The sequence below is a fragment of the Paenibacillus sp. MMO-58 genome (assembly GCF_037146255.1).
Lineage (GTDB): Bacteria > Bacillota > Bacilli > Paenibacillales > Paenibacillaceae > Pristimantibacillus.
The window spans coordinates 613,580-637,325 of the sequence record NZ_JBBCVY010000001.1 but is presented as its reverse complement, the minus strand read 5'-3'; the positions used below and the strand labels follow the sequence as shown (position 1 = coordinate 637,325).

Annotated in this window: 19 protein-coding genes; 3 read left to right on the top strand and 16 right to left on the bottom strand. The window is 49.5% G+C overall.

The features are described 5' to 3' along the window. Positions 1–11: 11 nt before the first annotated feature. The 7 genes from WFJ73_RS02780 to WFJ73_RS02750 all read right to left on the bottom strand — a co-directional run bounded on the left by WFJ73_RS02780 (position 12) and on the right by WFJ73_RS02750 (position 7,479). On the bottom strand, positions 12–611 hold the full coding sequence (locus WFJ73_RS02780) for a GspMb/PilO family protein (protein WP_336771606.1): 600 nt from the start codon (positions 609–611) through the stop codon (positions 12–14). Then, a complete protein-coding gene (gene pilM, locus WFJ73_RS02775; RefSeq protein ID WP_336771605.1) occupies positions 604–2,106 on the bottom strand; it encodes a pilus assembly protein PilM in 1,503 nt (500 codons plus the stop codon). The genes WFJ73_RS02780 and pilM overlap by 8 nt, the downstream gene beginning before the upstream one ends. Positions 2,107–2,122: 16 nt before the next feature. After that, entirely contained in the window at positions 2,123–2,878 is a 756-nt protein-coding gene (locus WFJ73_RS02770) for a prepilin peptidase (RefSeq protein ID WP_336771604.1), read from the bottom strand. Between the two features lie 70 nt (positions 2,879–2,948). Next, on the bottom strand, positions 2,949–3,410 hold the full coding sequence (locus tag WFJ73_RS02765; protein WP_336771603.1) for a type II secretion system protein: 462 nt from the start codon (positions 3,408–3,410) through the stop codon (positions 2,949–2,951). Positions 3,411–3,480: 70 nt separating this feature from the next. After that, positions 3,481–4,689 carry a type II secretion system F family protein gene (locus WFJ73_RS02760; protein WP_336771602.1) on the bottom strand — a complete coding sequence of 403 codons (1,209 nt, stop codon included), beginning with the start codon at positions 4,687–4,689 and terminating at the stop codon, positions 3,481–3,483. Next, positions 4,689–5,759, bottom strand: coding sequence for a type IV pilus twitching motility protein PilT (locus WFJ73_RS02755; RefSeq protein ID WP_336771601.1), 1,071 nt, complete (start codon positions 5,757–5,759; stop codon positions 4,689–4,691). The genes WFJ73_RS02760 and WFJ73_RS02755 overlap by 1 nt, the downstream gene beginning before the upstream one ends. Positions 5,760–5,814: 55 nt before the next feature. Beyond that, a complete protein-coding gene (locus tag WFJ73_RS02750) occupies positions 5,815–7,479 on the bottom strand; it encodes a GspE/PulE family protein (protein WP_336771600.1) in 1,665 nt (554 codons plus the stop codon). A 214-nt stretch (positions 7,480–7,693) separates the two neighbouring features. On the opposite strand from WFJ73_RS02750, the gene WFJ73_RS02745 reads away from it, so the two are divergent. After that, positions 7,694–11,926 carry a DUF5057 domain-containing protein gene (locus WFJ73_RS02745; RefSeq protein ID WP_336771599.1) on the top strand — a complete coding sequence of 1,411 codons (4,233 nt, stop codon included), beginning with the start codon at positions 7,694–7,696 and terminating at the stop codon, positions 11,924–11,926. 61 nt (positions 11,927–11,987) lie between these two features. On the opposite strand, the gene WFJ73_RS02740 is transcribed toward WFJ73_RS02745, so the two are convergent. The 5 genes from WFJ73_RS02740 to WFJ73_RS02720 form a co-directional block, all read right to left on the bottom strand. Then, positions 11,988–12,854 carry an aldo/keto reductase gene (locus WFJ73_RS02740; RefSeq protein WP_336771598.1) on the bottom strand — a complete coding sequence of 289 codons (867 nt, stop codon included), beginning with the start codon at positions 12,852–12,854 and terminating at the stop codon, positions 11,988–11,990. 202 nt (positions 12,855–13,056) lie between these two features. Beyond that, positions 13,057–14,820, bottom strand: coding sequence for a hypothetical protein (locus WFJ73_RS02735; RefSeq protein WP_336771597.1), 1,764 nt, complete (start codon positions 14,818–14,820; stop codon positions 13,057–13,059). Positions 14,821–14,832: 12 nt separating this feature from the next. Next, positions 14,833–15,357, bottom strand: coding sequence for a PulJ/GspJ family protein (locus WFJ73_RS02730; protein WP_336771596.1), 525 nt, complete (start codon positions 15,355–15,357; stop codon positions 14,833–14,835). Further along, positions 15,341–15,871: a type IV pilus modification PilV family protein gene (locus tag WFJ73_RS02725; RefSeq protein ID WP_336771595.1), complete on the bottom strand. Its 531-nt coding sequence runs from the start codon at positions 15,869–15,871 to the stop codon at positions 15,341–15,343. The genes WFJ73_RS02730 and WFJ73_RS02725 overlap by 17 nt, the downstream gene beginning before the upstream one ends. Positions 15,872–16,075: 204 nt before the next feature. Beyond that, entirely contained in the window at positions 16,076–16,702 is a 627-nt protein-coding gene (locus WFJ73_RS02720) for an O-methyltransferase (RefSeq protein ID WP_336771594.1), read from the bottom strand. Positions 16,703–16,827: 125 nt separating this feature from the next. Between WFJ73_RS02720 and WFJ73_RS02715 the strand changes: the two genes are divergently transcribed. After that, complete coding sequence (locus tag WFJ73_RS02715; protein ID WP_336771593.1) at positions 16,828–17,982, top strand: THUMP domain-containing class I SAM-dependent RNA methyltransferase; 1,155 nt, start codon at positions 16,828–16,830, stop codon at positions 17,980–17,982. 203 nt (positions 17,983–18,185) lie between these two features. Here the strand turns inward: WFJ73_RS02715 and WFJ73_RS02710 are convergent, their stop codons facing one another. Further along, on the bottom strand, positions 18,186–18,959 hold the full coding sequence (locus tag WFJ73_RS02710; protein WP_336771592.1) for a collagen-like protein: 774 nt from the start codon (positions 18,957–18,959) through the stop codon (positions 18,186–18,188). A gap of 467 nt (positions 18,960–19,426) precedes the next feature. Here WFJ73_RS02710 and WFJ73_RS02705 point away from each other — a divergent pair, with 467 nt between their 5' ends. Then, the gene (locus WFJ73_RS02705; RefSeq protein WP_336771591.1) at positions 19,427–21,502 is read left to right on the top strand and encodes an LTA synthase family protein; all 2,076 of its coding nucleotides are present in this window, start codon (positions 19,427–19,429) and stop codon (positions 21,500–21,502) included. 69 nt (positions 21,503–21,571) lie between these two features. Here the strand turns inward: WFJ73_RS02705 and WFJ73_RS02700 are convergent, their stop codons facing one another. The 3 genes from WFJ73_RS02700 to WFJ73_RS02690 form a co-directional block, all read right to left on the bottom strand. Next, the gene (locus WFJ73_RS02700; protein WP_336771590.1) at positions 21,572–22,996 is read right to left on the bottom strand and encodes a PDZ domain-containing protein; all 1,425 of its coding nucleotides are present in this window, start codon (positions 22,994–22,996) and stop codon (positions 21,572–21,574) included. An 85-nt stretch (positions 22,997–23,081) separates the two neighbouring features. Then, positions 23,082–23,384, bottom strand: a complete 303-nt coding sequence (locus WFJ73_RS02695; protein ID WP_127496923.1) for an iron-sulfur cluster assembly accessory protein — start codon at positions 23,382–23,384, stop codon at positions 23,082–23,084. Between the two features lie 61 nt (positions 23,385–23,445). Beyond that, positions 23,446–23,682: a hypothetical protein gene (locus WFJ73_RS02690; RefSeq protein WP_336771589.1), complete on the bottom strand. Its 237-nt coding sequence runs from the start codon at positions 23,680–23,682 to the stop codon at positions 23,446–23,448. Between the last annotated feature and the right edge of the window lie 64 nt (positions 23,683–23,746).

The window sequence follows — 23,746 nt, the reverse complement described above, 5'->3', positions numbered from 1 at the left end:
TGCGATTTCTCTTATTCGGCCGTCGCCGGCAAGATCGGATCCTTTAATAACGACTTGTAGGACGGGTCAAAATACGCGGTAAAAGACAGCTCCGTCGTATTCATTCCGCTGTCGGTCTGCTGCAGGGTAAAGTCGTTGATAACAATCAGACGCTTTTGCTGCTGAAGCTGAGCCATCCAGCTTTTCACCTGCGCGTATGTACCAAGCAAAGACACATGCACGTTAACTTCCTTCACGGTTGGGTATAACGGATCGGCGCTGCCCGATAAAGTGTTAAGCTTATTTTCACCCGGAAGATCAACGGTTGCGCTGTTTATTTTGGCCCCCGTCTGAAGACTTAAGCTTTTGAGCATAACAACAAGCTGTTCCGAGTTATCCCATAGAGGAAGCGCCGCCTGTATATCCTGCTCCGCCAGGCCGCTCCCTTCCTCTTGTTTAGTCACGCTAGCCTGAAGAGCATTTAATTGCAGCTGGGATTGTTCCGCAAGCTTCTTCTGATCCGACAGCTTACTGCTTGAAGGCTGAAGCAAAACGACGTACAAGAGTAGAAGCACCAGAAAAAGCAGCATCATCACGATGAGGCCAAGCGAGCGGTTTTTGGTATTATCCATTATTGTCCGTCCCTCCTGCGCCTGCCTGCTTGTTGTCTGAAGATGAAGCTGTTTTCCATGCAATCTCGTAGCTTGCTACCCACTGTCCGTTATTATCGGCAAAAGACTGCAGATGAACCTTCTGAGTAAACGGCATGGCCCGAAGACTCGTCAAGTACGTGGACAACGCGGTTAAATCCGTGCTTTTGAAAGTAAGGGAAAGCGTTCCGGGCTTGTTATATTCAATCGTAGTTAGCCGGGATGCATAGGGCAAATGATTCGTTAGCTCGTCCAGAACGGCAACGGCATCCTGCCTGTTATCGGTAATAAACTTCACGACAGCCTGCGGATCCGCATCCGCTTGCGCCTCCGTTTTTTGCGTCGACATTTGCTGCTGAAGCAAAGCCGTTTTATCTTTGATCACCTGCACGGTGTGCTCGTAATCCGAGATTTGAAGTCTGTTATTCGTGTTTAGAGCCAGTATAGCGCCAAGGCAAAGCAGCCATAGAATGCCTGCAGCCAGCAGTTTGGCCGGAATCGGCTTGGTCTTTCTGGCTTTCTCCGGCATCAGATTAATGCCTGGGGTCGTTTTCTCGCGAATGGCAAGACCAAACGGGATCATATATTCATCAAGCTTCCTGCGAACCCGCTTGCGAAGAGGCGATTCCAGCTCGACGGTCTCGACCCGCATATCCGGTTGTGCCTGCTGAAGCTCGGCCGCCAGCTGAGTACGCCCGGCCAGCTCGCCGGCAATAATTGCCTGATTTATCCGCGACTTGCCGTCATGAATACTGTATTGATAGAAGCTGAGAAGCCTGGAAATCTCGGCATTAATGCTGGAGATCAGCTCCGGGGTAAAAGTCCCGTCTATGGAGCCGCTGTAATCATATTCATTAATGACCCGCATAAAGACCGGATGCCCCTCATGGAACATGTACACTTCAACATTCGCCTTATCCAGATGAATCAGCATCGTATTGTCAAGCGAGTCTATGTATCTTGCTTGAATCGCTCTGGCAAAAGCCGTTGAGGCCAGCTCGGCGTATTTCACCTTCAGCCCGGTGCTCTCAAGCAGCTCGATGCATTGCTTGATCCATCTTTGCGGCGAGGCATATACGAGTATATTGGTAGACTGCTCTTCCGAACCGGCAGCGATATAATCATAGACCGGGTCTTCAAACGGAAGATGAAGCGCCGTCTCGACTTCAAGATTAATCAGCTGGTCCAGCTCTTTTGAATTAACGGTCCCGATCTGAAGCTTCCGGATAATGATTTGCGATGTCGGAATGGATAAGGTAATCGAAGTACCGTTAAGCCTTTCTTTTTTCACCCAATCCTTCAGACTGGAGCGAAGCTCTTCCATGTTCGTGAATTGATCCTCAAGAATGACTCCATCGGCAAAAGGCAGGAAGCCGGTCTTCTCGATTTCCCAGCCCTTTTTCCTTTTCCTTACTCTCGCGTAGCGGACTCCGCCATGATCGATCGTTAGACCAACACGCTTGCTGCTGTCGAGCATTCCTTCTCACATCCCACTACATTAGAATTGAACGGTATAAATTTATCATTGCATCGCCATAAGCAAAGGCCAGCAAAGCGCCAAGCAGTAAAAACGGTCCAAACGGAATAGGCTGCTTTCTCTTCACAACCTTAAACAGCATCAATAATCCGCCTATCGCACTGCCGAAGAAACAAGCCAATATAAAGGCGGGTACCAAATTCGGCAGCCCTAGTATCCAGCCTAGCAGGAAAAGCAGCTTGACATCGCCAAGTCCCATGCCGCCTCTTGTAAGAATAACCACTGCCAGCAGAACGCCGCCGCCGGCAAACGCTCCTGCAATATGAAGCCAGATGGAGCCTATCGGAAACAGACATCCAAGTACAATAAATAGCGGAGCAAAGAAGAGCAAAATACGATTAGGCAAAAGCATATATTTCAAATCGGAGACGGTAAGGATTACCGACATGCTGACAAGGAGCAGTCCAATTACCGTATTCCAGCTGTTTCCGAAGGTAAGATAGATCCATACAAACAAAAGACCGGTCGCCAATTCCCCAAGCGGGTATACAGGAGAAATCCGTTTGCCGCACTGGCGGCAGCTTCCACGGGACAAGAGGTAGCTCGCAACGGGCATCAAATCACGCGGCTTAAGGCGCATCCCGCATTTCGGACATTGCGAGGGCGGCGATACAACCGAAAGCTTGATCGGAATCCTTAGCCCAACAACGTTAAAAAAGGAGCCTACTATTAAGCCTAAAAAGAACAAGTAGATTGAGAGAAATAGGGTCATAGGCGGGTTCGCTTTCGGTTTAGTGATAGTAAATCCGGAATCAGAATCTCTCCAATTCCGGATTTACTAGTTATTCTCCTTTACCTAATTTAAGCTCATTGGCGTCTATGGTTTTAGTTGTGGTACCATCGCTTAATTTAACTGAGGTTAAATCACCGTTTGTATCAAATACTACTTCAGTTGCAGAAGCTGTGGAGGAACCTGAAACGAGATTATTTTTTGAGCTTGGTAATGCAGTATTGTTAGCTAAATATTTTTTACTAATCAAATCAGATAGATAAACAGTTAGACCTGTATTAGCACTACCGTTAAAATCTCCAGCAAGCTCACCTGTTACGTATAATTTAGCTGCATCATAAATCTGTTGAGCAGTTGCAACATCCGCATCCTTCTTAGTATTATCAATAATCTTACCAATCAAAGGAACCGCAATTACCGCGATCACAGCAAGAATAACGATAACCGCCAGAAGCTCGATCAGAGTAAAGCCTTTTTCTTCTTTTTTCAGACGTTTCATCATTTTTTTCAACATGTTGGTTTCCTCCTAAAATATTTGTTTTTTTGTCTCTTCTATGTTGTCTTGCTTGTAAAACCCCAAGTTATTAATGAACACTGGAATACAAGGTGAACATCGGTAAAATGATCGCCATGACGATCAGCCCGACTACGCCCGCAAGGAAAACGATAAGCAGCGGTTCGATCAGAGACTTCAGACGATCGACCGTGTTGTCGACATCCATCTCGTAAAAGTCCGCGATCTTGGCCAGCATCTGGTCAAGCGAGCCGGTCTCTTCCCCTACCGCAATCATCTGAGTGACCAGCGGAGGAAATACCCATGCTTTCTTAAAAGGCTCGGACAAGGAATTACCTTGCCGCAGCGACTCCCCCGATTTCCTTATGTATCCGCCGATCACTTTATTGCCTACCACCTCCTCCACAATGGTCAGAGATTGAAGCACCGGCACGGAGCTTGCATATAACGAGGAGAGCGTCCTCGACATTTGAGCGATTGCGCCTTTTTGAGCCAGCTTTCCGAAGATCGGCACCTTCAGCTTGGCGTAATCCAGTACATACCGGCCCCGCTCCGTGCGTTTGTATATCTGATAGGCCACAATAAGGACAACAAACGATATAATCCAGTAATACCATTGATGGGACATGCTTTTACTCAAAGCCAATACAATCTTCGTTATGGCCGGCAGCTCGGTATCAAACGATTCAAACATCGTGACGAACTGCGGTACAACGCCTTGAAGCAAATAAATTACGGAAGCGATGGACATCAGACCAACAACCGCCGGATAGGTCATCGCCGATTTTATTTTCTCTTTGGTCGTATGAGCTTTCTCGAAAAATAAAGCTAACCGGTCAAGCGTACCTTCCAAATCCCCCGTTTCTTCACCGGCACGGATCATGCTGACAAATAACGGCGGAAAAATCCGCTTATGCTCCTGAACCGCCTGCGAGAACGGAATACCTCTTAGAAGGGCCGAGCTTACATCGACCAAAGCTTTCTTAAGCGGTTTGCTTTCCGTCTGCGCGGCAAGGATATTCGTTGCTTCTACAATCGTTACCCCTGCTCGGATTAACGTTGAGAATTGACGGCAGAAAATAATAAAATGAATGCTTTTTACCGGATTGCCAATGTAAATCTCGGTTGATAGTACACTCTTGCGGATCTCTTCGACGGACAAAACCGTCAACCCGCGCTTGCGCAGCTCTTCAACCGCCGACGACTTGTCCATAGAGTTCAGCTTGCCTTGCAGCTGCTTGCCCCCGGTTGTCTTCACATGATAAGCAAATTGCGGCATTAGAGACCTCCTTCCGCCATATACGGCTTAGCCGCGGATGGATGAATGATGCCGGAGTGAAGCAGCTCCTTCACGGACATTTCCAGCGTGTGCATGCCTTGGGCACGGCTTGTCTGCATAATGCTTTTTATCTGATGCACCTTATCCGTCCGGATCAGGTTGGAGACGGCAGGCGTATTAACCAGAATCTCCGTTGTACATGCTCTGCCTGCTCCTCCCCGCTTCGGAAGCAGCCTCTGAGACACGACGGTAACAAGCACGGATGCTAGCTGTGTACGAATCTGTCCTTGCTGGTGTGCGGGAAACGCATCAATGATCCGGTCAATCGTCTGCGGAGCATCGGACGTATGCAAGGTTGCCAGCACTAGATGCCCCGTCTCCGCTGCCGTAATAGCTGCCGAAATCGTCTCGAGATCGCGCATCTCGCCAACGAGAATGACATCGGGATCTTGCCGCAGCGCGGCGCGAAGACCGCTTGTAAAGCTGCTTGTATCTTGGCCAACTTCTCTTTGGTCAATAATCGAAGACTGACTTGTATGTATGAATTCAATAGGATCCTCAAGAGTTACGATATGTCTCGCTTGTGTCCGGTTAATATGATCGATTAAAGCGGCAAGCGTCGAGGATTTTCCGCTTCCCGTTGGTCCCGTCACCAGGACAAGCCCTTGATGCTTCTCAGCCAGTGAGGCCAGAGACGGCGGCAGCTGAAGCTGCTCCAAGGTAGGAATTTGAGTCGGAATTGTTCTGGCGGCAAGGCTAATATATCCTCTTTGCTTATATACATTAATCCGGAATCGGCAGTACCCCGGCAATGCGAGGGAAAAGTCTACCTCTCCCTTGATGCGGAGCGTATCCGCCTGCCCGCTTAACATTAGACTTAATGCCATTGCCTCTGCAGCTTGCGCAGTGATGACGGAATCGCCATTCTTATGGAGTTCTCCGTTAATCCGGAATACGGGAACATTGCCAACCGACAAATGCAAGTCCGACGCCCGGAGCTCATAGGCCTGCTTAAGCCAATTCAGAATAAGTTCGTTAAACACGGCTGTCCCCCTAAAAAGAATGACCATATATAAAAAACGGCTAGAAAGCTGCTCGTGGCGATTCTTACTTCGTTAGCGTGAATTAATTGGCCACGGTTTCGCGGAGAACTTCCTGCAGTGTCGTAATGCCGCGGGTTACTTTTTCTAATCCGTCGTCCATCAGCTGGATCATCCCTTGCTTGTTAGCTGCCTCGCGAAGCTCGCTTAACGAACCGTTTAAAGTAATAAGCTCTCGAATTTCGTTATTGATATGCAAAACCTCGTGAATAGCGACCCTGCCGCGATAACCCGTGCTGCCGCAGTTCCCGCAGCCTCTGCCCCGGTAAACGGTCTGCGCCTGAATCCCCCGGCTTCTTAGGAATAATCTTTCCTGATCGGTAGGCTCTTGCGCTTCCCTGCAGTCATTGCATATCCGGCGGACAAGACGCTGCGCAACAACTCCGATAAGCGAAGATGCGATGAGGTAAGGCTCAACCCCCATATCCCGGAAACGCGTAATGGAGCTGACGGAATCATTCGTATGCAAGGTGGACAATACCAAGTGGCCGGTCAGGGAGGCTCGGATGGCAATCTCCGCGGTCTCCGTATCCCGGATCTCGCCGACCATAACGACATTGGGATCCTGACGAAGGATCGAGCGCAGGCCGGTTGCAAAGGTTAATCCGATTGTCGGGTTAACCTGAACCTGGTTGATGCCATCCAGCTGGTACTCTACCGGATCTTCAACGGTAATGATATTGGTATCCTCTTCATTTAAGTGGCTGAGCGCGGAATACAGGGTGGTTGTTTTCCCGCTGCCCGTTGGACCTGTAATGAGCAGAATGCCGTATGGCCGCTCAATCATTTCCTTAAACACTTGGACGTTGTGGTTATTGAAGCCAAGCTGGTCAACCGCTTTGACGCCCGTGCTTAGGTCTAGCAGACGCAGAACAATCTTCTCGCCGTGAATGGTAGGCAAGGAAGCTACGCGGATATCTACCGTCTTGAACTCGAACTGCATCTTCATCCGGCCGTCCTGCGGAAGCCTCCGCTCGGCGATATTTAATTTGGACATGATTTTGAGTCTTGCCGTAATAAAGCCCTGCATCTGCTTAGGCAAAGCCCGTTCCGTGCGAAGCACCCCATCGATCCGGTAACGGATCGTTACGCTGGTCTCACCCGGGTCAACGTGAATGTCAGAGGCTCTAAGCTGTACCGCCTGTTGGATCATCTGGTTCACGAGCCGTACGACGGGAGAATCTTCATCGGTAATTTCAGTCTCGCGGATCTCTTCCTGTGTCGGAAGATCAATCATCATTTGACTCATGGAGTCCTGCAGGCCGTAATGTCTTGCGATAGCCCGCTGCAATTCGTCCTTGCTGGAAATAGCCGGCTCGATTCGGAAGCCTGTGCTCATGCGCAGTTCTTCAATCGCGAAGTAGTCGAGAGGATCCGCCATTGCCACCATGAGCTTGCCGCCGTCTTTCTGGAGCGGGATCGCCTGGTAGCGCTTGGCCATGCTTTCGGGGATGATCTGGGTGATTTCCGGATCAATCTGGTATTTATACAAGCTAACATGCGGAATTCCTAGCTGGAATTCCAGCACTTCAATGAGCTGCTGCTCCGTTATGTACCCTTGCGCAATGAGCAAGTCGCCTAGCTTCTGCTTTGATTTGCCCTGCTCTAGCAGCGCCTTCTGCAGCTGTTCCTCGGATATTATGGCGCTCTCGACCAATAAATCTCCTAGTCTCTTCTTAATAGCCACCATCTCTTAACAGCCCCATTCTCTTATATCCTGCTGGGTCCTTTATACCCAGAATTCTAGACCACGGAACCAATTTTGGCAATATTTATTGTATTAATTGTTGCATCTACCGACCCACTGACTTAAACTGATTATAGCGCATTATTACTAGATTTCAATAAGTTTTTTAGGTAAATGGAACTAAGTAAAGAGAATGTAAAAATAGGAGGATAGGACTATGAAACTGGTTGATTTTCAGAAAAAAATTTCCATCGCCTTAGTTGTCACTCTCCTTGGGTCTCTATTCGCATTCGTAGGCTTTCCCGCAAAACAAGCCGATGCTGCGGATACCTTCGACCTGGGAATGGTTGCGCTGAAATCGGTCGAGAAAGGCAAATACGCGAGGGTAGCATCAAACAACTCAACTCCTGTTGCCGACTCGGACAAGGTGTGGACGGAAGAGCTTTTCGTATTGGCTAAGTCAGGCAGCTATTACACATTGAAATCGAATAATACGGGAAAATATCTATCGGCAGACAGCAATAACAGCTCGCTGACCGCTATCAGCGATACCATTACGAACGATAATCAGAAGTTTTCGATTACATCTAACTCCGACGGAACCGTTTCTTTCTACTCGGTAGGCAAGAGCAATTATATGAGTACCGCTTCAACCGGCAGCAATCTACTCCTTAGCGGCACTACGATTCAAAGCTCCCAGAAATTCAAGCTCACCTCCTTCCGCGATTCCATTCGAATTCTCGAAGTAACCGAATCCGGAACATCGGATCTGTCCTCCATACTTGGCAGCAGCTCCCCCATCCCCTTCACCATCGATACATACAGCATGAAGGAATTTGTTGCATCCCGCGATGATTTGGACGGTAAATACGATGCGGTATACATAGGGAAAGGCACGTTGGTCGATAAAGACAATAAGAAAAAGACGCCGTACAGCATGTCCCTGCTTAGCGCGCAAACCAAAGGCAGTTCAACGCAAAGCAACAACCATAACACAAGCAGTATTCAGAACGATATCACGCAGCTGAAGGCGGATGAGATTACTAACGATTTCATTAAGAAAGGTCTCCCGGTTGTCTTTTACAACGATTCTTCAACTAAGAATGGCATCGAGTATCAAGCGGATTTAAGCTCAAGCTCCAAAGCCTTGCTGAAGAAGAACTTCCTTTCATATAAAGACGGAAGCACGACAAACGCTATTTTCGTGAGTTCATCCCATATCTCTTCCGCAGCGAACTTCATCAGCAAGACAAATCTGCTCGAGAAAGCCAATGTTCGCCCGCAATTGACGGTAACAAGCAAACCAATCGAATATACGGCTAATCAGTCCAACAAATACAACGCAGGAAACACAATCACCTTCAATTACAAGATTGGCAACGTAGGAGATATCAGTCAGAAAAACATTGAGCTGAATTTGTACATCAGTACGGATAGCTCCCTACCTTTTGGCGCTGAGCAAGTGGTAGCTGCCAAGCAGGCGGATAGTGCAACGGGAACGATCTCTTACACACTGCCTAAGGGTTATTCAGGCATTCAATATTGGCGGCTTGAAGCGGTCGATTTCAACACCAAGCTGAAGGATTATAGTTCGGGGGTTTACCGGTTCCAGGATCAGAAGATTAATATTAAGGTTCTTCAGGTTATGCCTAACGACAGCAGCGCCAGTACTTTGAACAATACTAACAACATGAGTTCATCCTATCTCGTTCCAACATCGGGCAATAACAAAGACGCTTATAGCATAAGCATCGATGTCATGAATATGAATACGTTCAACAGCACGGGCTATAAAACCTTAAACGGCAAATACGATATGCTGATCTTTGGCTTTGGCGATATCTACAACAACAACGCTCCAATTAACGATGATGCGGCGGCGGCCGTAATCGCCTTTAAAAACACCGGGCAAAGCGTCATGTTCACCCATGATACGATCTATAACAGCAGCAACTCGAACAGCAGCAACTGGCTGAACAAATTCCAGGCTATTACCGGTCAGATTGCACCAAGAACAGACCTGGGTCTCGGGGCTCCCGAATCTTCAACAACAACGGAAAAAGTGAATGACGGCTTGTTAACGCAGTTCCCTTTTCTATTAAGCAGTACGACCAATGTAGCGACTACCCACAACCAGTACTACACGCTTGATTTGGAAGATCCGACCGTTATCCCTTGGTATAACATGAGCGGCGGCAAACGAACATCCGGCGACAGCTGGAACTCCTATTACACTTATTCCAAAGGGAATGTAACATACTCCGGTTCCGGGCATACGAACTCCAAATTCCCGGACTGGGAGCAGCAATTGTTTGTCAATACAATGTACCGGGCCTATATTGGCTCTAACCATGCTCCTCAGCTGACGGTTAACTCGCCGGTAGAGTACAATTCGGCAAGCAATAATTTTATCCCGTCCTATCAAAATATTTTGCTGAACTATCAGGTCGATGACTTTGACCTTGCGGACCGTGAGCTGAAAACAACCGTAAACTTTATTTACGGAGGAGACACTCATCCTGTATTCAAGAACAAAACCATACTTTCCGGTGGTACGATTAACGAACAAGTAGCTAACCCGTTTCCTAATGGAGGAGACATGCAAATCCAGATTATTGCAACTGATAAGAGCGGTGCGGAGGTCAGCCGGACGATTAATGTAAAAATCGTTAAAGTAGAATCCAATATCGATTTAAGTCGTACAGCATCCAATAATGTAACGGATAACCGGGTACAGACGAATACAACCGCTACTTTCACTTATACCGTTACGCCAAAAACGATTCCGTCAAGCGACGCCTTATCCGCAGACAAGATGAAGATTACGAACATAACATTCAGCGAATCCTTGCCTGCGAAGCTGGAAGTAACCAGTCTTCCGTCAGGCTGGACGAAAACCGGTACGGCAGCAAACGGATATACCGTTTTGGGTACTCTCCCTACCATTACTTATACCTTAAGCGGCAATAGTTATATCGCTTCGCCGGTGTCCTTCCAGATTGCAGTGAAACCTACCGTCGATGGCTTATACCCGCTTCAAAACGCGGTACTCACGTTTAACGATATTGGCCAGCAATCCGCAAGAACCCTGACATTCCCTGGTTATGTTCTGGAGGCTGTAACTAGACTGACCTCGCTTAGCTTGACCGATACAAAGGTACTTGTTGGCGACAGCCGGAAAATGATTCCAACCTATGCGCCGCTTAACGCTACCTATGCTTCAACGTACATCTGGGAATCGGATCGCCCGGACCTCGTTACCGTCGACAGTTCCGGTATTATTAAAGGTATTGCAGCCGGAACAGCCCAGATCACCGCAAGAGCAACGGATGGCAGCGGATTAACCGCAAAAGCAGCAGTTACTGCCATTGTCCCGGGATTAAACATTATTGGTCAGGAACAAGTGGCATCAGGAGATACGATTAACCTAACCGCTGACTTGCATACAGCAGATTACGAACAAATTACAAGTTATCAGTGGAGCATTAAGGAAGGTTCAAGCTACGTCAGCTTAAATGGAACAACAAACAAAACCGTTTCCGTCTCAGGCAAGAGCGTAGGAAAAGCCAAGGTTCGCCTCTCGGTTGTTACAAATCAGAACAATACTTACACATTAGATAAAGACTTATCCGTATATAAAAAAGTAACTTCGATCACTCTGACAGGCACAACCATGATCGTAGGCTCCACTTATCAGCTCAATCCTGTCATAAGTCCAACAGATGCAACGGATAAATCCATCGCTTGGCTGCCGAGCAGCAATTCAAGCGCAGCAACCGTGAACAGTTCAGGACTTGTCACCGCTGTTGGCGTTGGAGAAGCTACTATTACCGTCCAGGCGCAGGACGGCAGCGGAGTAACGGGCAGCGCGCTCATTAAGGTTATTGATCCGGTCCCTGTTATTTCGGGGCCAAGCGCAATCGAGCTTGGAACAGACGGTACCCTGTCTGTTGACCTGACAACGGCAACGGGTGATGTCATCACTTCTTATGAATGGACAGTCCCAAATGGTACCGGAGGAGGCCCGCTAGATGTAAAGGGTTCCACTACAAGCAAATCGCTGACCTTTACCGGCAAACAACCAGGTAAAGTGAAAATCAAGGTTACCGTTCATACGAAAAACGGAAAGGTCTACATTGCGGAACAAGAGGTTGCCGTCAAATCGGTTACTCTAAGGCTGGAAAGCTCCTACCGGATCCAGGTTAGCAAATCCAAGGATTTGTTCGCTGCTCTGGCTTCCAGTCCCGCCGCTGGCAAAACCAACATTAAAGGCGATCTGCAGTGGTCTTCGAGCAATCCATCCATTGCTGCGGTAGACAGCAGCGGCCGCGTAAACGGCATAAAAACGGGCACAGTCACCATCACGGTCACTTACAGAAATGATCCGTCCATAACCGCAAAAACAACGATCATCGTGGAGCGAAGCACGACTAGCGGCGAGAAATATTAATTCAGCATCCAAAAAACAGCCCCGATCCTGTACAGGATCGGGGCTGTTGGATTGAATAGCATTAGGCGGTGATTTGAGCAGCGATGCCGTTCAAATCCGCCAGGTCTTTGTCAGAAAGCTCCAAGTTGGCTGCTCCGGCGCAGTTAACGATGTTCACCGCTTTGCTGGCGCCGGGAATCGGCAGAATGATTGGCGACAATCGGAGCAGCCATGCAATCGCGACCTGCTGCGGAGACGCATCATGGTTTCCGGCGATCCGCGAAAGCGTCTCGTTGCTGCCTATGCCTTGCGCATTGCCGATGCCGTTTAGCGGACTGTACGGCAGGAAAGCAATTCCGTACTCTTCGCAGCGCTTCAGCACTTCCATCGAAGAATGGTCAAACAAGTTCATACGGTTTTGAACTGACGCGACCGTTACCATTTGACGAGCCTCTTCCAGCTGTGCAACGGAAACGTTCGACAGTCCCACGTGAACGATCTTCCCTTCCCTCTGCAATTCAGAGACTGCTCCCACGGATTCCGCAAACGGAACCTTAGGATCCGGACGGTGGAATTGATAAAGCGTGATGGCTTCCACGCCGAGAGCACGCAAACTGTCCTCGCACGCTTGACGCAAATGCTCGGGACGGCCATCCGTTTCCCAGCGGCCATCCGGGCGAATGTGCCCGCCCTTTGTTGCTATGAGCACTTCGGGACGGTTATGTAAAGCTTTGGCGAGCAGGCGTTCGTTATGGCCTTTTTCGGTCGAATCCAAGCAGTACGAATCCGCTGTATCGAACAGGGTAATACCCTGCTCCAATGCGGCATGCACCGCTCTAATGCCTTCTTCCTCTGAAGGGCGTCCGTTAACGGAGAGCGGCATTCCGCCCATCCCGATTTCCCCCACGGTTATCCCTGTCGAGCCAAGCTTGCGTTGCGGTATTGTCATTTTACAACCTCCTTAGAGATAGTTATGAATTTTGCGAGAGCAGTGAAGAAATTTCCATTTTCAAGTATATCAGTTCTATCTTTTCGCTAGTAGTACTGAAAAAAAGTTCATCTAGTTACTTTGGTGTAAGAGATGCTCTTCATAGCAGCAAAAAAAAGACGACAGCCGCTCCGGCTGCCGTATCAAGGTTTACTTCGTTTTTTCAAGACTCAGTAGAGGATACCAGCTGCTTTTTCCCCACGATAACGCTTAGTTTCTTGACGCGGGGCAAACCTTCGTATTGGTTCTCGAAGAAATCATAATCGTAGTTGATGATAAACCGCGATTCATTAATTGGAATGGTGCTTTGCAGCCTTGCATCGAACATAATATCCGAAGCTCCTTCGGAGGCTTTGCCAAGCACGGCATTAATCGTCAAATCGCCCTTCGAGAAGAAGCCTCCCCGCAGCCAGAAGATTGAACCAACGCCATACAGCTCGGCATCTTCATCCGTATAAAAGAAAGCATCGAGAATCTTGGGACTTTTATCGTCGTCTTTGGGGTTATATATGCCATAATCCTGGAAGGAGTCAACCTTGTTGACCAAAACCGGCCCTTTCGAGATCATGATCAGCTGCTTGCGTTCCCCTTTGTCGGTTTTAATTCCTTTGATTTGCGCGTCTTCTATAGTGGTGCTCCCCAGCGCAAATACCGTGGAATCCACTTGAACGCTGTCGCTTATAAATACATTGCCCGTAACCAAAATATTGGCTTTGACCACCAGCGGATCACTGGAATAGTTCGATATCGTCAAATCCCCGTTTACGATCAGCCATTTATGGTTGTCCTGCTTGGCCGAATCCGTGAAGATCAAGCTCCTATAATCCAAGCCGTCCAGCTTCAAGTTTCCATTAAACAGAACGGTGCTCGATAAGGAGTTAAATTGCATAAAATAAGCATCGTATTCCTTCAAAGCTTCATTATAAGCATCCATTGCTGCCGTATCGTCCAGGTCCGTAGGCAAAGTTGGCTTCTCGGGAGGACCGGAGGTCAACGTTACGCCGCTGCCATTCTTCAAAACAGCCGCCAGATTATTGAACCTGCCCGTTTCTCCGCTATGCGCCAATGCATAATCGACAGCCGCTTTAATACTATTGCGGTCAGTGATATTTGTTGCTTCCTGCGCTTTATCGATAAAGGATTCCGTTACGTTAATCGAAATAAACTTCTTTTGATCCCGGAGCTGAATTTTGCTGTTGTCCACCCCAAGAATCTGCTGCAGCGTCAGATCCGTTCGCGAATACGGCTGGTAGTTGCCCGTGATTTTGTCCCGCACTTTGATGGAGTCCATATTCTGAATATAGATATTGCCGTCAAAAAACGGATATTTCGTATCCTTTGTTTTATCAGGATCATTGTTATAAATGTATTTCGCGGTGTTATCGATAAGAAAATCATGACCGGCATAAATATTGCCCATCCCATAGGCAGCACCGTTAATAATGACATCGTTCTCCGAACCAAAGGCGTAATTCAGAAAATCGGGATAAGCGCCTATCGTAATCTGCTGGGTAAGCCGTCTAGTTACGCCGTGAACCACTGCTTCCGCCGTCAGGTTGAGCTTATAGCTGGTCTGATCGCCGACGCTTACCTGCTCCGTTGTTACAGCCGTAATTTTTCCGCTGGCTCCCGGCAGGTCGGTGCTGGTCGTGAGCCGTTGCAGCTCATCAATGCCGGCTTGCATCAATTGCGAGAGCTCTTCCGGCGCAATATCTTCTCTGCCGTTATACTTCGTGACAAGATAAGAGGCTGCTTCATTTAGCATCTTCTCCGCCAGATGAAGGCTTTGCACATCATTTTCACGCGTCTCTGCCCGTGTTGCCCCGCCTAATGTCGAACTGACAACCGCCGTACCCAGTATGGTCAGCAGCAGAATCATAAACAGAACCAAGACCAGAGCGTACCCGCGCTCTTTCCCGCTCTCCATGCACCCTTCCCCCTAAAACCCGAATTTACTTTCCAGAGTCAGCTGCTGATTACGCCCGTTATGATTCTGCTCAAGCACCAGCCGGATCTCAATGAGACCGCTGCTGCATTCCGTTACATTCGTCTTGCATTTGAGCTCAATGGATGAAGCTTCAGAGGATGGATCCGTTTGACTCGGCATATCCACATCCGAGCGGGTATCCACCGTTCTGCCGCCGATATGAAGCTGTTTATTCTGGATAAAAATCTGCTGTTCTTCCCTGGTTCCTGCATCGCGTACCAGCGTAATGCCGCTCTCATTCGTTGAAATCAGATCCGGACCGTAAGCATACAGCTCCGTGATAATGGACGACATCAGCAGATCCGCATCATCCCGCAGAGCATTTTCCGTTTCGATCCGGTTATACGTATTCATGCCAAAGGTAACGACGGAAAAAATAATGCCCGCAGCGATCGACAACAACGTCATAGCCGCTATCAGCTCCACAAGCGTCAGACCGTTTTCCTCGTTCCGCCACTTCTTAACGAACTCTCTCACTGGCGATATATCCCTCCACTTCCGCCGCATTACGAGCGCTGGCTGATCCGTTGGCTTTCTCTACCCGCACCAGAACGGGCAGCAGCTCTTCTGCCATGTTTTTCTTGTCCGCATCGTGGAGCATCCCGTTATGCATATCTCTCTGGTAGATTACGGAAATGGTATACTGCACGCCATTAATATTGGGATTTAGAATCTGCTGCAAGACAGCCGAATCTTCGGCCAGCTGGCTCACAGCGGTATTACATCCGGTTAGAGGACAGTTAATAGCCGTATTTGAGGTATTCGAGAAGTAGGTCTGGATCGGCTCAAAGCGCTGCTTCTCCATATAAAACAACGCGTTGCGGGCCAGATTGACCATAACCGTTTTGCTCTGATTGCCTTTCGCGTAAGCAAGTGCATTCGTGAAGAAGGAGGTCAGCACCAGGCTTACAACGGATAATATAACTAGAGCAGCCAGCACTTCCACCAAGGTTAATCCGGATTCCTTATTGCCATGCCGAACCCATTTCATATCAATAGCACCTACGATCCGCCTTCATTTTTCCGAGAAAAAAACTAATTCCATTTTACTATAAACTAGCTTTTTTTACCATGAAGAGTGATTCTATTTTCATAGATTTACCGTAAACATCCGAGTCTAAAGACCTATTTAAGAACCGAACAAAAAAAGAGCAACGATGCCGGAAAGCATCATTGCCCTTCTCTATCGCTTGTTTTATTTTACGATCGCAATCGCAAGACCGTCATATCCCGGAAGAACGGTGCTCATTAGGCGTTCGTCGCTTGCAATCCGCTGATTGAAGTTACGGACGGCTTTGACGGACGGACCTTCTTTGGCCGGATCCGTCGTGCGGCCCCGCAGCAGGATGTTGTCTCCGATAATGACCGCACCCGGATTGGAGAGCGCAATCGCATGCTCCAGATAAACCGGGTAACCTTCTTTGTCCGCATCAATAAAGAAGAAATCGAAAGTTCTTCCTTCTTCCTTCAGCTTCACAAGACTCTCTCGGGCATCCCCGATTATATATTCAACGACGTCGCCAAGACCCGCTTCCGTCATATGCACCTTAGCCACTTCCGCGTATTCCGCCTTCAGCTCTAATGAAGTAAGCACTCCTCCCTCGGCGAGCCCCCGGGCAATGCAGATCCCGCTGTAGCCGCCAAGCGCACCGATCTCAAGCGCCGTCTTCGCCCCATTCATCTTGGCAAGCATCGTCAGAAGCCTGCCGTATCCATCAGCTATCGATATATCGGGCATGCCACGGTCGGCAATCCCTTTTTTTGTACGGACAAGGTCCAGATCTTCGCCATATAACCCGTCAACATATTGTTCGTCTGTCAATTTACTCTCAACCTCTCTATTTTTACAATTTGTAAAAGCTACCCTCTTTGTCCTATACTTGATTGTATGATTTTGACCGTGTGGATACAACTTATGTTTTCACAGGTAAGGGGAGAATTGTAATCATGACAACGATTAATCTGATCGCTACCGCACCGATGGGACTGGAAGCGGTCGTTGCGCGCGAGCTGAAAACTCTCGGCTACACAGACCTTCAGGTGGAGAACGGCCGCGTTCGTTTCACCGGGCAGCCGATCGATATTTGCCGCACGAATCTGTGGCTTCGCACCGCGGGACGCATTCTCGTCAATATGGGAGAGTTCAAGGCCACAACCTTTGAAGAGCTTTTCGAAGGAACAAAAGCGCTGGATTGGCCGGAATGGATCCCGGAGGACGGGGAGTTCCCCGTTAACGGACGTTCGCAGAAGTCTCAGCTAACCAGCGTTCCCGCCTGCCAAAGTATCGTCAAGAAGGCCGTAGTCGAGAAAATGAAGGACCGCTACGGCACCGAATGGTTCCACGAGGACGGCGGCCGTTATGTCATTGAAGTGACGCTCATGAACGATATGGCGATGCTGACGCTGGATACAACGGGAGCAGGCCTGCACCAGCGCGGGTACCGCAAAGTATCGACCGAAGCGCCAATCCGAGAGACAATGGCCGCAGCCCTTGTTGACCTCAGCCGCTGGAATCCGGAGCGTCCGCTGTATGATCCGTTCTGCGGCTCCGGCACGATTCTCGTGGAGGCTGCCATGATCGCCTGGAATATCGCTCCCGGCCTTCGCCGCTCGTTTAACGCGGAAGGCTGGCCGCTTGTTCCCCACGAGCTGTGGGATGAAGCGCGGGAAGAAGCTTTTGACGCCGTGAAGGATGATATCCCTCTGCAAATCGCTGGCTCCGACATTGATCCTTATGCGATAGAAATTGCGGAAGCCGCGGTTAAAAAGGCAGGTTTTGGCAAAGAAATTAAGTTAAAGGTTATGCCGGTGGCAAAAATCAAGCCTGAAGGCGATTATGGCGTCATTATTACGAACCCGCCTTACGGCGAGCGGTTAGGCGATGACAAGGATGCGGAAATGGCTTTGATGCAATTCGGACGCTCCGCGCTTTATTTGCCGACCTGGTCCTTCTTTGCCATCAGCCCGTCCGCAAGCGTCGAGCATTATTTCGGGAAGCCAGCGGATAAGAAGCGCAAGCTCTTTAACGGCCGCATCCAATGTAACTACTACCAGTTCTTCGGCCCAGGCGGTGCTTTTCCGAATCGTAAAAAGAATAATTAATAAAAAGGAGCCTTGTAGGCTCCTTTTGTATTAAGCTAACGTTCTCCGTTTAGCTTAATCTCCCGTTAGCTTGAACAACTATACAAAAAAATGTTGGATAATATCTAATTTATGTACCTTTTCTACTAAATATCTAACAGGGATGTTCTCTATGTCAGATAGAAAATATCCCTGTTTTAGCATCCCGTATAGATTTTTACCCTCTATGCAATCTGCATAATAACAAGATGTGCAGAATCCGACCTGGTCCCTCCAGCTAATGGGGTAATTGTGAGTGCCGCGGCATTACCTGCGGGATTCCGAACTGTGATCACTGAATTAATGACCGTTGTTTGCACAAGCGCCATTCCTACGATTTGAGAAGTTCCAGTTGCACGCCCAACCACCGTATAAGCTAGGTCAGCGCCATTTAACGTTAAAAGCAATTGACCCGCCTCGTTTACGTTTACCTGAAACAAAACCTGATATGTGCCAATTGCCGCCAAGTTAAATGAGCTCGCATTTAAACGTGTAATTGCTGTCCCGCTAATTGGACCATCTTGCGGAAAACTAACGTCCGTATTAGGAGCCACAGTTGCTGCATTATCAGGAGGCATCAAGGCAAAGAAGTCCGCAAAGCCTAATACTCCGCCTGTCGGCCCTACAGGTCCCGCTGGACCAGCTGGTCCCGTTGCTCCTGTTAGACCCGTCACTCCAGCTGCGCCAATTGCTCCTGCAAGCCCCGCCAATCCTTGGGGTCCAAGCGCGCCAATCGCTCCTGCAAGGCCTGCTGCTCCTTGGGGTCCAAGTGCTCCTGCAAGTCCTTCAGGTCCTAGTGAACCGATCGCTCCTACAAGGCCTGCTACTCCTTGAGGTCCAAGTGCTCCTGCGAGTCCTTGGGGTCCAAGTGAGCCAATCGCTCCTGCAAGGCCTGCTGCTCCTTGGGGTCCAAGTGCTCCTGCTAATCCTTCAGGTCCAAGTGCTCCTATTGCTCCCACAAGTCCTGTTAATCCTTGGGGTCCAAGTGCTCCCGCAAGTCCTTGAGGCCCAGCCTCTACAATTGCTTCAGCAAGTCCACTTAATAATTGCTGTCCGTTAAGCGGAGGACACTTTATACAAATATGCTTTTTATGCGGATGACGTTTCTTTTTCTTTCCTTTTGGATGGCATACAATAATGGGTTTCCTTTTGCACCGTTTTTTTGTATCGGGACAACTCAACCATGACACCTCCTATAAAGATTGTACAGTGTACGTGAGTTGTTTTTCTTCAGCATGGACTAATAGCTAACTATTGGCTAGACTAGAAACTATTTATAGAAAAATGGGTTAATGATAGGGAGGTTCATGTAACTATCCTGCCCGTTTAATGGATTTTGTTAAAAACTTATTGTAATATACGGATATAATATTCAGTTCTTCGGCCCGCTGCCTCCCCGGAAATAAGAGAAAGGATTTTTACGTTTATGTTAAGTTATACCGAGCAACCGAACGCCGTACGCCGCTTGATGCGATTCACGCTGGAATGGCTGAACCGCCTCAAAGGCGTCGACGTTATCTTCTTTTTTATCGTCATGTTGTTAAAACAGTTATGGTTCAACAAGCTGATCCATGTTCCGAATATGGATATGGACGGCTATGATACCGTTGTTGCGATCGGCACGCTGGCGCTTGTCACCTTCTGGACATTCTGGCTGCCGACCCGCGGCCGGATTATTGCTCTGATTGCGCTGAATCTGCTGTTATCGTTCATTATGTACGCAGACTTAATCTACTACCGTTACTTCCAGGACTTTATCTCCGTACCCGTGCTTCTTCAGGCGAACCAAGTAGATTCGCTTGGAGAGAGTATCGGGACGTTAATGCATGCGAAAGACTTTTTGCTTGGAGTAGATTGGCTGCTGATCATTCCGTTTGGCGTCTATGTAATCTGGAAAGGCCGTTTGGATCTCCGCAAAGATTCCAATGGATATGGATACGGCTACTCTTCTCCGCGGAGAACGCCGCTTTGGCGTAAAGCCGTCATTCGAATAGCCGTTAGCGCCGCGATTTTCGCAATCGGGATGTCGATGTCAATCGGCAATGTTAACGAAGCGAAAAAAACATGGGCGCTTGGTCTGTTCGACGGCAACTGGTGGAACGTCTCGCTGTATAATGTTACAGGCATCGTTGGTTTCCACGGCTATGATGTCTACCGCTACGCGAAGCTGCATTGGATCGACTCCGAGCAGGCTTCCGCCGAAGAAACAGCGGAGGCGATGGCATGGACGGAAGCCCGCGGCGATAAGCGTCAATCGCTTGAATCGGACCCTACGTTTGGCGAATACAAAGGCAGCAATGTCATTGTGGTACAGATGGAAGCCTTCCAGAACTTTATGATCGGCAAATCGATCGGAGGCCAGGAAATCACGCCAAATTTGAATAAGCTGGTGAAGGAAAGCGCGTATTTCAGCCAGTTCTACCACCAGACGGCCCAAGGCCGGACTTCGGACGCCGATTTCCTGAGCAACTGCTCGCTGCAGCCGATGATGAGCGGCTCCGTCTTTATCCAGTATCCGAATCATCAGTACAACTGTATGACAAGTACTCTTAAGGACAACGGTTATGCGACCGCCGCATTCCATGCTTACGAGGGCGGCTTCTGGAACCGGAATACGATGTACGCCAATATGGGGTACGATACTTTTTACAGCAAAAAGAATTACGATATGGACGAGCCCCTAGGCTGGTCGCTAGGCGACAATTCGTTCTTCCGGCAGTCCGTGGATCTGATGGCGAAGGAGGAGCAGCAGCCGTTTTATTCGTTCCTGATTACGTTATCCAGCCATTATCCGTTTACGCTGCCGGAATCGGAGCAGAAGCTGAATGTCGGCGAGCTGGACGGCACGATAATGGGCGACTATTTGCAAGCCGTTCATTACGTCGACGCATCCATAGGTACCTTCATCGACCGGCTAAAGGCTGAAGGGCTGTGGAATAACACCATCGTTGCTTTCTATGGCGACCATGACAACTCGATCCGGGATTGGAGCTTGTTCGAGACCTTCCTTGGACAGCCGCTGAACGACCTGCAGCGGGAGATGATTCTGAAGCAGGTGCCGTTTATCGTCCATCTGCCTGACGGCAAATACGCCGGCACGCATACGAACGTAGGCGGACAGCTTGATGTCACGCCAACGATCCTGCATTTGCTCGGCATCTCGACGGCTGACATGACGCTGCTTGGTCAGCCGCTTCTTACGAGCCAGCCGCAAAGCAAGCTGGTCGTGCAACGCAGCGGTGCCTTCACCGACGGCACCGTCTACTACATGCCTTCCGGCGATGCCGTCGCCGAGAATGGCAAGTGTTGGAACATCGCAGCGAATAAGCTTGGCGATGTGCAGAAATGCCTCGGTGCGGTGGAAGACGCGCGCACCGAGCTGTCCATGTCTGATCAAATCGTACAGCATGATTTGATCGCATCCTTCCGCGCAGCCGCCGTAGAGGCAAGCGCGGGCGGCGGCACGGCAACCGCCGTGAGTACAAGCGGCGCGGGCAGATAGCGCCGCGCACAGCAAAAAGGCTGTCCCCTCGGGTCAATCGACCATGAGGAGACAGCCTTTTTTTACACCTTATTCCTTCGCGTGCGCCTTCAGCCAATCCAGCACCTCGTCGATGGTTTTCACCGGCACGATGTTGAGCCCCGGCGCCGCCTCCTTCGCTTCTTCAAGCGAAGCGGCCGGCACGAAGAACACTTCGGCATCGGTGCGGCTAACGGCGTATGCCTTCTGGGGGATGCCGCCAACAAGGCCAATCGAGCCATCCGGCTCGATCGTGCCGGTGCCGGCGACCCGTACGCCATGCGTTACCCCGCTCGGCGTCAGCTGATCGATCAGCGCAAGCGTCAGCATGGCGCCATGCGAAGGTCCGCCGATATGCGCAATGTAATGATGGTACACAATCCGGCGCGGAATATCCGCATGCCAGTCATTTTCCGCTCCAATGCCAAAAACAGCGCGCTTCGGCAGGTCTCCGGACGCCTCCGCTTCACCCGTCGGCACTTGTACCTTAATCGTCTCTTTTCCCCGCAGGAGCGTTACTTCAACGGAATCACCCGGTTTTACCTGGTTTACCATATAATCCGTCAGCTCGGTCATATTGCTGATAGATTTGCCGTTTAACGCGATAATGACATCGCCAGCCTTAATCAAGGACTTGGCCGGTGCGTTGTCCGCAACGGCAAGCACCCGGGCGCCGGTGAGCTCAATCCCCTTGCCTATCCCCGCCTTGCCCATTGCGATAGCTCCCGCCACGTCGTCGGCACCTTGCTTCATCTGCACAACTTCGGTGTAAGACTCCGTTAACGGCGGTTCATTCTTGCTCCTCTTCTCGAAGCTGTACATCGGCAGCAGCTTGGCATACACCCAATCCGCAGGCACGGCAATCCGTTCGAAGACAAGCACGCCGCTGATGCTGCCTACCGGCTTGCCTCCGTCTACATGCGCGTACCGGTTCATGCCCATCGTTAAACCCGGATAGGTGACATTGTAAGACGTAGGAAAAGCCAGACAGGCAAATAGCGCAGCCATCAGGACCAGCCCCATCAGGCTCCGCCAAGGCCATCTTAGCCGTTCACCGCTACCCGCAAGCCTGCGGTATACGACATCACTCCAGATTAGATCCACAAACAACAGAATCAGGCCAATCGCGAGCACGCCAAGGCCGATCAGGAGATCCTCCGGTTTTACGAGCAGGAATACAACTCCCACCGCACTTACCGCAAGAAGCAGCGTGCGGACGGTAAGCAGGAGCCATCTTCTTTTTCCACCGCCCAATCGGCCCTGCTCCTTCCATAACCGCCTGATCCCGATCAATGCTCCGGCGCCCCATAACAATGGAATAACGGCAAGGCCATACAGCAGATCGTCGATCATATCGATCCAGAGCATGCCGGAGGACGTCCGCAGCGGCGCGGGAAGCCAGATCAGCTCTGCGGCGAGGATGAACAGCATGACCACAATGATTCCGGCTAAATAATATCGAGCATGACGAACCATCTGAACGTACCTTCCCCTCCATTGATAAAAAGACCCAACATCTGATGTTGAGTCTTTTCCAATCCAATCGTATCTATTCCTGCTCTTAGTGGTCGCCGCTGTTGCCTTTGGACGGGTTCGTTACCGCAAAGCCTTCTTCCGGCACGTAGAAGTAATCAATTCGCACGCCGTCGAGGAATTCGTTGTCCTTCTCGAGGATAACGTCGATCTCTTTATCCGTCGATACCACAACGTCCTTCTCGTTAGGCTCGTCAATCGCCATGCCGTAATGCGCGTGGTCGCCATGCGAATGCGTCACGTATACGCGAAGCTTCTTGCCTTCGTTCTCGGGCTTGTCCAATTCCAATTTCAGTACTTTCGCTGCGTTGCGCGTAATTTTGACGTTCATTCTATTCCACTCCTAAAAAGAATTGTGAATTCGTAAGCATATACCAACCCAATGGTTAACATTACCTGATCCTATTATACTTCTTCTCCATTCTCCGGGCAAACCATTCGGCGAGCAGCATCGTCACCGCAATATCGTCAATGGGGACGAAAGGAAGCGCGTCCGGCAGCACCCAATATAGAATAACCGGCACAAGAAATAATAATTTATCGGTAATGGCCACTTCTCTGGAGACTATCAGCTTATAGATCCGGACAAATGTGCTCTTCCAATGCCGGAGCGAGAACCATTTGCGCATGAGGCACACCACCTTCATCAGCTTTTGCCGATCATTATAGCACAGGTGTGCCCCGGAATCATCT

What these genes read in the sequence shown, in the direction of transcription:
- WFJ73_RS02780 (WP_336771606.1), bottom strand. Translation starts at nt 611, where the DNA reads ATGGATAATACCAAAAACCGCTCGCTTGGCCTCATCGTGATGATGCTG.
- pilM (WP_336771605.1), bottom strand. Translation starts at nt 2,106, where the DNA reads ATGCTCGACAGCAGCAAGCGTGTTGGTCTAACGATCGATCATGGCGGA.
- WFJ73_RS02770 (WP_336771604.1), bottom strand. Translation starts at nt 2,878, where the DNA reads ATGACCCTATTTCTCTCAATCTACTTGTTCTTTTTAGGCTTAATAGTA.
- WFJ73_RS02765 (WP_336771603.1), bottom strand. Translation starts at nt 3,410, where the DNA reads ATGTTGAAAAAAATGATGAAACGTCTGAAAAAAGAAGAAAAAGGCTTT.
- WFJ73_RS02760 (WP_336771602.1), bottom strand. Translation starts at nt 4,689, where the DNA reads ATGCCGCAATTTGCTTATCATGTGAAGACAACCGGGGGCAAGCAGCTG.
- WFJ73_RS02755 (WP_336771601.1), bottom strand. Translation starts at nt 5,759, where the DNA reads ATGGTCATTCTTTTTAGGGGGACAGCCGTGTTTAACGAACTTATTCTG.
- WFJ73_RS02750 (WP_336771600.1), bottom strand. Translation starts at nt 7,479, where the DNA reads ATGGTGGCTATTAAGAAGAGACTAGGAGATTTATTGGTCGAGAGCGCC.
- WFJ73_RS02745 (WP_336771599.1), top strand. Translation starts at nt 7,694, where the DNA reads ATGAAACTGGTTGATTTTCAGAAAAAAATTTCCATCGCCTTAGTTGTC.
- WFJ73_RS02740 (WP_336771598.1), bottom strand. Translation starts at nt 12,854, where the DNA reads ATGACAATACCGCAACGCAAGCTTGGCTCGACAGGGATAACCGTGGGG.
- WFJ73_RS02735 (WP_336771597.1), bottom strand. Translation starts at nt 14,820, where the DNA reads ATGGAGAGCGGGAAAGAGCGCGGGTACGCTCTGGTCTTGGTTCTGTTT.
- WFJ73_RS02725 (WP_336771595.1), bottom strand. Translation starts at nt 15,871, where the DNA reads ATGAAATGGGTTCGGCATGGCAATAAGGAATCCGGATTAACCTTGGTG.
- WFJ73_RS02715 (WP_336771593.1), top strand. Translation starts at nt 16,828, where the DNA reads ATGACAACGATTAATCTGATCGCTACCGCACCGATGGGACTGGAAGCG.
- WFJ73_RS02705 (WP_336771591.1), top strand. Translation starts at nt 19,427, where the DNA reads ATGTTAAGTTATACCGAGCAACCGAACGCCGTACGCCGCTTGATGCGA.
- WFJ73_RS02700 (WP_336771590.1), bottom strand. Translation starts at nt 22,996, where the DNA reads ATGGTTCGTCATGCTCGATATTATTTAGCCGGAATCATTGTGGTCATG.
- WFJ73_RS02695 (WP_127496923.1), bottom strand. Translation starts at nt 23,384, where the DNA reads ATGAACGTCAAAATTACGCGCAACGCAGCGAAAGTACTGAAATTGGAA.
- WFJ73_RS02690 (WP_336771589.1), bottom strand. Translation starts at nt 23,682, where the DNA reads ATGCGCAAATGGTTCTCGCTCCGGCATTGGAAGAGCACATTTGTCCGG.